General features: G+C 43.1%; 8 protein-coding genes, 1 pseudogene and 1 riboswitch. Of the genes and pseudogenes, 8 read left to right on the top strand and 1 reads right to left on the bottom strand.

Annotated features, from left to right (window positions below; genetic code table 11):
- The 7 genes and pseudogenes from Q0541_RS01060 to Q0541_RS01030 all read left to right on the top strand — a co-directional run.
- Window positions 1–528: pseudogene (locus tag Q0541_RS01060) on the top strand (calcium-binding protein); the annotation flags it as partial.
- A gap of 231 nt (window positions 529–759) precedes the next feature.
- A complete protein-coding gene (locus Q0541_RS01055) occupies window positions 760–1,374 on the top strand; it encodes a hypothetical protein (protein WP_298904353.1) in 615 nt (204 codons plus the stop codon).
- Window positions 1,374–1,811, top strand: coding sequence for a DUF2726 domain-containing protein (locus tag Q0541_RS01050; RefSeq protein WP_298904351.1), 438 nt, complete (start codon window positions 1,374–1,376; stop codon window positions 1,809–1,811). Before Q0541_RS01055 ends, Q0541_RS01050 begins: the two co-directional genes overlap by 1 nt.
- A gap of 218 nt (window positions 1,812–2,029) precedes the next feature.
- Window positions 2,030–2,155 (top strand): hypothetical protein, encoded by a 126-nt coding sequence (locus Q0541_RS01045; protein ID WP_298904350.1) that lies wholly within the window; start codon window positions 2,030–2,032, stop codon window positions 2,153–2,155.
- Window positions 2,152–2,358, top strand: a complete 207-nt coding sequence (locus Q0541_RS01040) for a hypothetical protein (protein WP_298904349.1) — start codon at window positions 2,152–2,154, stop codon at window positions 2,356–2,358. The genes Q0541_RS01045 and Q0541_RS01040 overlap by 4 nt, the downstream gene beginning before the upstream one ends.
- Window positions 2,359–2,460: 102 nt before the next feature.
- Window positions 2,461–2,553: riboswitch (TPP riboswitch) on the top strand.
- A gap of 8 nt (window positions 2,554–2,561) precedes the next feature.
- Window positions 2,562–3,935, top strand: coding sequence for a phosphomethylpyrimidine synthase (gene thiC / locus Q0541_RS01035; protein ID WP_298904348.1), 1,374 nt, complete (start codon window positions 2,562–2,564; stop codon window positions 3,933–3,935).
- A 399-nt stretch (window positions 3,936–4,334) separates the two neighbouring features.
- Window positions 4,335–5,117 (top strand): ATP-grasp domain-containing protein, encoded by a 783-nt coding sequence (locus Q0541_RS01030; RefSeq protein ID WP_298904347.1) that lies wholly within the window; start codon window positions 4,335–4,337, stop codon window positions 5,115–5,117.
- A 281-nt stretch (window positions 5,118–5,398) separates the two neighbouring features.
- Here the strand turns inward: Q0541_RS01030 and Q0541_RS01025 are convergent, their stop codons facing one another.
- A complete protein-coding gene (locus tag Q0541_RS01025; RefSeq protein WP_298904346.1) occupies window positions 5,399–7,387 on the bottom strand; it encodes a S8 family serine peptidase in 1,989 nt (662 codons plus the stop codon).
- A gap of 814 nt (window positions 7,388–8,201) precedes the next feature.
- On the opposite strand from Q0541_RS01025, the gene Q0541_RS01020 reads away from it, so the two are divergent.
- Window positions 8,202–8,732 carry a hypothetical protein gene (locus tag Q0541_RS01020; protein ID WP_298904344.1) on the top strand — a complete coding sequence of 177 codons (531 nt, stop codon included), beginning with the start codon at window positions 8,202–8,204 and terminating at the stop codon, window positions 8,730–8,732.
- The last annotated feature ends 216 nt before the right edge of the window (window positions 8,733–8,948 follow it).

Here is an 8,948-nt window from a genome sequence, read left to right as displayed (position 1 = left end):
GGAATCACCTCGACTTTCAATGCAACCACTAACCAAGGCTCGATTACGGCTGGCACAAATCGAGTTAGCTACAAGAATGTTGAACAATTAAATATCAGTGGTACAACTTACGCTGACAAGATTGTCGGGGGTAATAACGGCGATGTGCTCTATGGGTATAATGGCAACGATCTCCTGACTGGAAACAGGGGCAGTGATGCTCTGTACGGGGGAGATGGGATTGATACTTTTGTGTTCAATAATTATAGTGAAGGCATTGATAGTCTTAATGACTTCAACACCACTGGTGAAGTTATTCAGGTATCGGCTGCTGGTTTCGGCGGCTCTTTAACAGTAGGTACACTCTCGGTTAGTCAGTTTACCATCGGTTCAGGTGCGACAGCGATCGCTCAACGATTTATTTACGACAATATTACAGGCGCACTGTCCTTTGACCAAGATGGTAGCGGTGGTGCTTTTACTCAGGTACAATTCGCGCAACTCAGCAGTGGACTCTCACTAAGCGCAACCAATTTTGTTGTAGTCTAACTGGATGAGTCAACTGTACAAAATCAAGGCGATCGCATAATACCTGGTAGTTAAAAGCTTTTAGTTCAAGGGTGTGAGGAATGCGATCGCCTTTAGTATAGCCATCAAGCTATGGAGAGAATTGGCACTTCCCCAAAAATCTAAAAATCTTATCCTAGACTATTGGATTATTTAAGAATAAGCATTACACTATTTCCATGAACCTTAGCCAAGGGTTTTGGGAATTAATTCATGTCAAAAATTATATATGATATTATCCAGCGGTTTGAAGTAGAAAACGGCGTTCCCCGTTTGGTTTCAACAAATATCCAGGTAATTGAAGGCGGGGAAGATTTGTTGTCTTTAGCTATCAGTATGCTGGAGAAACTTGGTTTTTATCACAAATTTGAGGAAAAGCGAACATCTCAATATATAGGATATAGACTTAAAAATCCTACTATAAAGGGAACTAAACGTTATCAACTAGTCTTAGCTCAACGGAAAGATGGCTTATATATTTCTTTACCTCGTGTAGTAGTGGAGCCATTTTTATTATCTTTACATATAGAGCATGAATATCGATATTATCATGTAGAGACATATTGGGTTTTACCCAGTAATTCGGAGCTTTTTTTAGATGAAATAGCTGATGATGGAGGATTATCTCTAGGAGATAAAGTTATAGGTTATTTTCATGCTAATTACGTTGAATACGAACTACATCCAGGTTTGGAAGAGAGAGGACTCTGTATCCGTCTAAAGGAGGATCAGCTTTTTCCTTATACCTGGCAAGCACATATCAAATCAAGGGAAGTATTAGAAGAATTCATTAGTTACTTTGCCAAAATTATGATGGAGAAATATTAATGACTATCAAGCTAAAAAGACTTGTCAATGCTTATGAAGAAAGGATGCTAGAGTTTTTGCAAACCTGCGTCGATGAAAATTATAAAATTCATACACAGGTAAGCTTATGCCAATTTTGTGAACTAGACAGCAACCTTGATATCGAACTAAGAAAGTTTTTCTTTAGCTCCAGTGTAGACGCTCTGATCACGAATAATGACTATAAACCTTGTTTGGTAGTGGATTTTCAATCTTCATATCATGATTTTGCTGAAGCAAAAGAGCGCGATCGCAAGAAGGCAACTTTATTAGCTCTTGCTGGCGTTCCTTTGCTTTATTCACGGGTTAAGGAGTTTGGATTATTGCATCTTTACTCCCAGGATGAAGAAGTAGTATTCAATTTATTCACAGGAGAACACCGGGAAAAAGCCAAAGCACTAATTATAAAGTATTGCTAACAATCTTTTTATTCTGATGTTCGAGTTACAGGTTGGTAAACCAGAAGATGTTTGCACGCCAATAGCCATAAATCTCGGCAATCGCAAAATTAACAGACTATGGTATGGCTTTGGCTCCATTAAATTACTATAAAATATAAATAAGCTTTTATATCAAAGGAGCGGCTATCCTTCCAACAGCAGCACAAGCTCTAAAATGTGTTTACCTATGTCAATTATTGACGACTGCCTACAAACCAATTTACATGGTGCGTCTGGATGAGCGCACTGGAAAAATATTCATCTTGGCTGGAGAAGATATAGAAATTCTGATTAGTCGTGATGGTAACTGGGAATATCCATGAGCAAACCAAACTTTGATGCTATGAACAAGGCAGAATTACGCGCCTACGTCATTGCACACCAAGATGATCAAGAGGCTTTTTACGCACTTGCGGATCGTTTGACGGCAAAACCTCCCTCTGCGACTTATCCCGCATCAATGACAAGAGAGGAAATCCACAAGGCAGTATTAGACATTATTCAACAGAAACAGCAATGTCTATGACGGGCTGCGCCTATGTCAGACTCCGAAAAACGGCTTAACACCACCCTCTCCTCATAAATTGTTAACACCCTTGTTCCCAGATATAACGAAGGTGGTACACTACATCCATGCTAGGGGTGCCTAACCAGGCTGAGATCACACCCTTAACACCTGAGTCTGGGTAATACCAGCGGAGGGAAGCTGTTTATTTAGGAATTAACAATATGCGGACAGAATGGGTTGCTAAACGACGTGGGCAAAGTAATGTATCTCAAATGCACTACGCCCGCCAAGGTGTTATCACCGAAGAAATGCACTACGTCGCCCAGCGGGAAAACCTCCCTGCGGATCTCATTCGTGAGGAAGTGGCGCGGGGGCGAATGATTATCCCTGCTAATATTAATCACACTAATCTAGAGCCGATGGCTATTGGCATCGCTTCCAAATGTAAGGTAAATGCTAATATCGGCGCTTCCCCCAACTCTTCCAATCTTCAGGAAGAAGTGGATAAGCTGAATCTGTCAGTGAAGTATGGTGCTGATACCGTGATGGATTTGTCCACAGGCGGCGGTAATTTGGATGAAATTCGTACCGCCATCATCAAGGCTTCACCTGTTCCCATTGGTACAGTGCCGGTTTACCAAGCTTTAGAAAGTGTCCACGGCACAATCGAAAACCTGACTGCTGATGATTTTCTGCATATCATCGAAAAGCACGCCCAGCAGGGGGTAGACTATCAAACTATCCACGCAGGGATTTTGATTGAGCATTTGCCTTTGGTGAGAAACCGCATCACTGGTATTGTCTCTCGTGGCGGTGGTATTTTGGCGCGGTGGATGCTGCATCACCACAAACAAAACCCGCTTTATACCCACTTCCAAGATATTATTGAGATTTTCAAAAAGTACGATGTCTCCTTCAGTTTAGGAGATTCACTGCGTCCTGGCTGCACCCATGATGCCTCAGATGAAGCACAATTAGCTGAATTGAAAACCCTTGGACAGTTAACTCGCAAAGCCTGGGAAGATGATGTCCAGGTGATGGTGGAAGGCCCTGGACACGTGCCAATGGATCAAATTGAGTTCAACGTCCGTAAACAGATGGAAGAGTGTTCTGAAGCACCTTTCTATGTGTTGGGGCCATTGGTGACAGACATTGCTCCTGGTTATGACCATATCACTTCAGCCATCGGAGCAGCAATGGCTGGATGGTACGGTACTGCAATGCTGTGCTATGTAACACCCAAAGAACATTTGGGTCTACCAAATGCCGAAGATGTTAGGAATGGGTTGATTGCCTATAAAATAGCAGCTCATGCGGCTGATATTGCCAGACATCGCTCTGGTGCTAGGGATAGAGACGATGAACTTTCAAAGGCGCGTTACAACTTCGATTGGAACCGTCAGTTTGAATTATCACTCGACCCAGAAAGAGCTAAGGAATATCACGATGAAACTCTGCCAGCAGATATCTATAAAACTGCTGAGTTTTGTTCGATGTGTGGGCCTAAGTTCTGTCCAATGCAAACTAAGGTTGATGCTGATGCGCTGACCGAATTAGAGAAGTTCTTGGCGAAACAGCCTGTGACTCAAAGCTAACAGATTGTTATATCAAGTCCGATTGAATACTTGTAGCGGTTTTCAGATGGATGAGATATAGGATAGAACACGCTGTAGGGGTTCATAGATGTGCATTGGTGTCAACTTAAGCTACAACCTTCGTAAAATCTCGTTTTCAGTCTCTGGCTGGAAATGCATACCCTGGCGGTGCCGCTAGGAGAGGGAGGCGGAGCCTCCGAACTGGCATTCCCAGTCTCAGACTGGGAACGAGGCAATAGTTTTGTAGGGTGCGTTAGGACGAATGTCCTAACGCACCTAAAATTCGAGGTGGTGCGTTACGCTACGTGATGATTATCATTATGATTTACTGGTGACTTTATTTTTTGGAAGTCCCATTATAAATAATTAGTAATTAGCTGTATATTCAATCCAAATATTATGATATTTCTTTTTCCTAGTGATTACTTCAATCCTAAGAAAGCGGATGCAGCATACTTGGAGCAAGTTGCTTGTATGCAAAATGCTGGGTTTGCAACTTCCGTTATTTCTTTGGAGTCGCTGGGATCTGGTTCATCAAAGATTATCCCAGTTCCCACTCCTGATTCAAAAGTGGTCTATCGGGGTTGGATGCTCTCGCCCTCCAATTATGAGTTATTAGTTAGTGTTGTAGAGAGTACAGGGGCAGGTGTCTTAACTTCTAAGGCTGAGTATCTAGCCACACATTATCTGACAAACTGGTATCCCCTGATTACTGATTTAACTCCAGAAACTAAATTTTATTCCGTCGATGATGATTTAGAAAGTGAGTTGAATCTACTTGGCTGGAATGGATTTTTTATCAAAGATTATGTTAAGTCTCTCAAAATCTCAGTTGGTTCGATGATTGATAAACCTTCCCAAATCAAAACAGTGGTTGCCGAAATGGAGAGGTTTCGAGGCAGTATTGAAGGAGGTATTTGTGTGCGGCGGATTGAAGATTTTGTGTCTGAAACCGAGAGGCGTTACTTTGTCGTATCTGGTAAACCTTTTGCCGCTTTACCAGATGAAGAAATTCCAGAGATTGTTTGTGAGTGTGCCAAGCGCATTAGAAGTCAGTTTTTCTCTGTGGATGTAATAGAGCGTAGAGATGGTACTAAGCGGATCGTAGAAATTGGTGATGGACAGGTATCAGATATTGTTGGATGGACGGCTGAACGTTTTACTCAACTGTGGGTGGTGTGACAACTAACAAGTTAATGAAGCTGACTGTTGAGAGAAGAGATATTAGTTGGTTACAAAGCCTAAGTATAGGAGCATCCCAAATAATCTGTAAAAACATATTTTGTCATTGCGAACGTAATGAAATGGAGCGGAACAATCGCAACATCTAGACTTTGTGATTGCTTCATTCCGCTTCGCTTCATTCGCAATGACAATCTATCATCTTGGTAAATTCAGTAGACCGAAAAATTTTGCGATCGCTCTACCCAGCCTACAATTATCCTTAAGCCAAACTTATTAGCTTAAAATCCAATTTCAATGGTCAAGCTGCGAATCTTTCCTGTATCAGTCTCAGCTTTATCTGCAACTTGAAGAGTCCAGGTTCCTTGGGGACTTTTACCCTTAAAGGCAGCAAGTTTAAGGGTGTTTACCTCGTCATAGGTTGTTTTGATATTATCTGTAGCTCCGCCTTGGCGATCGTGCAGAATGATCGGAAGTATGCCTATTTGGACTGGGGGAAGGAGAGTAACTACAAGATCCCCAATATAAGTATGTTCGATGTCTACATTAACTTTGATGGATTTCATCAGGCTGGTATTAGCGATCGCCACCGACAATGTTGATGTTTGCAAGTCGTTAATTGGGATATCTTGCACTGCCTTGAATACGCTAATAGGCGATGTTTGAGCCGGCTTGGCCAATTCCACAGCTTTGAGAGCATTGATTCGACCGTAACCGTAGAAGGGACTACGATTATTGGCATCATATTTACCTTTGGATGGATCAATGCGATCGCTGGAGCGTTTAATAATATCTCGCACTTCGTCCCAGCGCAGATTTGGATTTCTGGCAATAATCAGGGCTATTACACCAGCTGCACCTGGACAAGAACTGGAAGTTCCGCCGAATTCGTTCGTGTAGTTGCCTCCGGCGTCACCCAGATTCCGATTAACCGAATTATAGCCAACGACACCAGAGCGATCGGTTGTCCAAATGCCAGGGGTTTGAGAACTGTCACCATTGTTGCTGGGGAAGGCACACCAAACCGCCTGACCAAAGTCGCTGTAAGCGCTTCTCGTGCCAAAGTCGTTACAAGCTGCCACTGCAATCACCTTTTGGTAGCTGGCGTAGCCGTCATTATCCACGCTTTCGTTACCATTGCCAGCCGCAAATAAAATTACACATCCCTTGCCGTTGCGTCCTTTATTGATTGCAAAATCTATAGCAAGTCGTGTGGAGTCAGGTAGAGGTACTTTTTGGTTGTGTACAGGATCGTTTGGCTCAAACCAAGTCCCATCTGCTGGCCCCCAGCTACAAGAAATGACATCAGCACCATTTTGAGCCGCCCAAATAAAAGCATCTGCTTCGTCTTGTGACCCTAGCGCCGAAGCTAAACGAATCGGCATCAGCTTTGCACCTGGTGCCACACCAGATGCACCAAAGTTGCCGTTTGCACAAGCTACGCCTGCACAGGCTGTGCCGTGGTTATTGTCGTTTCCCGGTCTGGGATTGTTAGTTTTACGTGTGATATCACGCGGGGCAACAATCTTTCCAGAGGAACGGAACTCTTCATGATCGATATCCACACCGTCGTCGATAATTGCAATAATCGTCCCTGTGCCATCGCTTAACTTCCAAGCTGCCTCAACGTTGGCATGGGCGTTAATTATTTTACCATTAATTGTTATTTGCTTTAAGTGCCACTGCTGCGGGAAAACCTGACGTTGGCGTGATTCACGTGCTAGTTCAGGATGGCACAGTTCTACTGATTCCTCATTCAGAAGTCTCTCGGCGATGTCAAAGATGGCTATACCAGTATTTGCAGGTGCACTGACAAAGTAAGCATTTCGTGCATATTCAAGTTGGCGTTTAATTGTTAAGCTGTAACGTCCTAATACTTCTTGGCAAACCCTTGACTCTTCTTCGTTATCAAATTTAACGAAGAGGTTTTCGGTGTAGACTACAGGTTGTTTGGATACTGGATCGAGAAGGACACGTCCGGCAAATTGGACTTGAGACTCTTTGTTGAGAATTTCACGGGCGTGATCGCGCAAACCGACACCCTGAGTCGGAACTTTTGATCGGAGAATTTCTACACCTGCTTGCCGAAACCGCGTTACTAACTCGAATTGATTGAGGATATTGCGAGCTGTGGGTGATACAGGTGCGACTTCAAATGGTCTTGCACCGACAAGAGTAGTGCGGCTTTCGGTACGCACTACAACGTGTTCGTTACTGATAGCAAGTTCATACTGTTGACCGTTCTGTCCACCATAGCGAACCTGAACCATAGTTTAATCTCCTGGGATATTGAATGTCTATTGGGCATTGGGCATGGGGCGTTAGGCATTGGCAAACCTTATTATGCCCAACTTTTAAAGCTTGTTACACGCAGTGTGTGCGGGTAGCGTTTTTAATGCAAGCCGATGCATTAACAATGTAAGCCGACACGTTGGCATTGTAAGCTGATGCATTGGCATTGTAAGCCGACGCATTGGCATTGTAAGCTGACGCGTTGGCATTGTAAGCCGACGCATTGGCATTGTAAGCTGACGCATTAACAATGTAAGCCGACGCATTGGCATTGTAGGGTTATTGCCAAATTTAATTCGCTACGAATTAATGAAATGCTGTACTGAGTTCATCCAAGCTTTCGATTTTTCTTTCCAGACAAGAGGGATTAAAAGTCAGGTTGTTTTAAAAATCTTTACTATCAATAGGGGCGTATAGCTTGCATCCCGATGAAAGATTTGTATTCCATAAGTTAGATGCATCTAAATAAATATAAGATAATTTGTCATCGCGTTGGTGCAGCCTTTCCGTAGGGTACGAAGTGTTCGCGGTAGCGTCTTTAAGAGTTGCAATCTTACAGGACTTACGCAAGAACTCTCTGAAACTCTTATTCCTTTGTGTCCTTCTCTACGAGACGCTGCGCGAATGCGTTCTTCTCTGCGAGACGCTGCGCGAATGCAGTTCGTTTTATCATGATTTTGCGTAAGTCCTATTTATATTTAATTTCGCCCAACTACTTACCACTGAAAAACGTTATAACATCATTAGAACTTGAGAAAGATGTTTTACTTTCCGACTGGGTATTTTCTACAGGTGTACTCTTTACCCCTGATTGCTGAAGTGAGATTTCAAAAAGACTACTTTTCTGAATATCCTGAACAAATTTGCGTTGGCAGCGATCGCACTGCTGTATCCTACACTCGTAAGCCTGGGTACTATGCAATACATTACAATCAACCCAAGACCGTGGCATTAGGAGGAATTTTACAACTTAACGATGGTGCAATCGCAGTTTTTCCAGGCGAACCCAATCAATCAGAACAGGGGACACTAAGCCCAATTTACACACTACAACCCAATGGTTCTTTGGCAGTACCAACTGGACTGGTTTTCATCCGCTTTGCTGAAGGCGTTGATGTGGAGTCCCAGCGCGAAGTAATTAATCAAGCGGGTTATGAAGTAGCGCAAAGTCTTGATTATGCACCTCACGCCGCTTGGTTGCGTGCCCAATCAGGTAATATTGCTGATGCGATCGCCGGGATTCCTCAATTAGAAACGATACCTAAAGTTGAGAATATCGAACCTCAGATGCTTATGGAAAAAGGTTTGAAACTAGGGCATTGATTATCACCAGCGATCGTTCTAGAGTGTCAAGTTTGTGATCTACTGACTTTATCCTTTCTTACTCCCCAGTATTGAAAGGCGATCGCACTCAGCATCAAATCAGTTCCGATTACCGAGACTTGATATTAAACCGCGTCCACCTTGAAAACTGTAGTTCTTTGCGTATGAAAAGAAAAAACCCTCATCCCCCAGCCCCTTCTCCCAATATTGGGAGAA

Source organism: uncultured Nostoc sp. (assembly GCF_937863485.1).
Classification (GTDB): Bacteria; Cyanobacteriota; Cyanobacteriia; order Cyanobacteriales; family Nostocaceae; genus Nostoc.
Note: the sequence above shows the minus strand (reverse complement) of the source record. Positions and strands in the feature narration are given on the sequence as shown.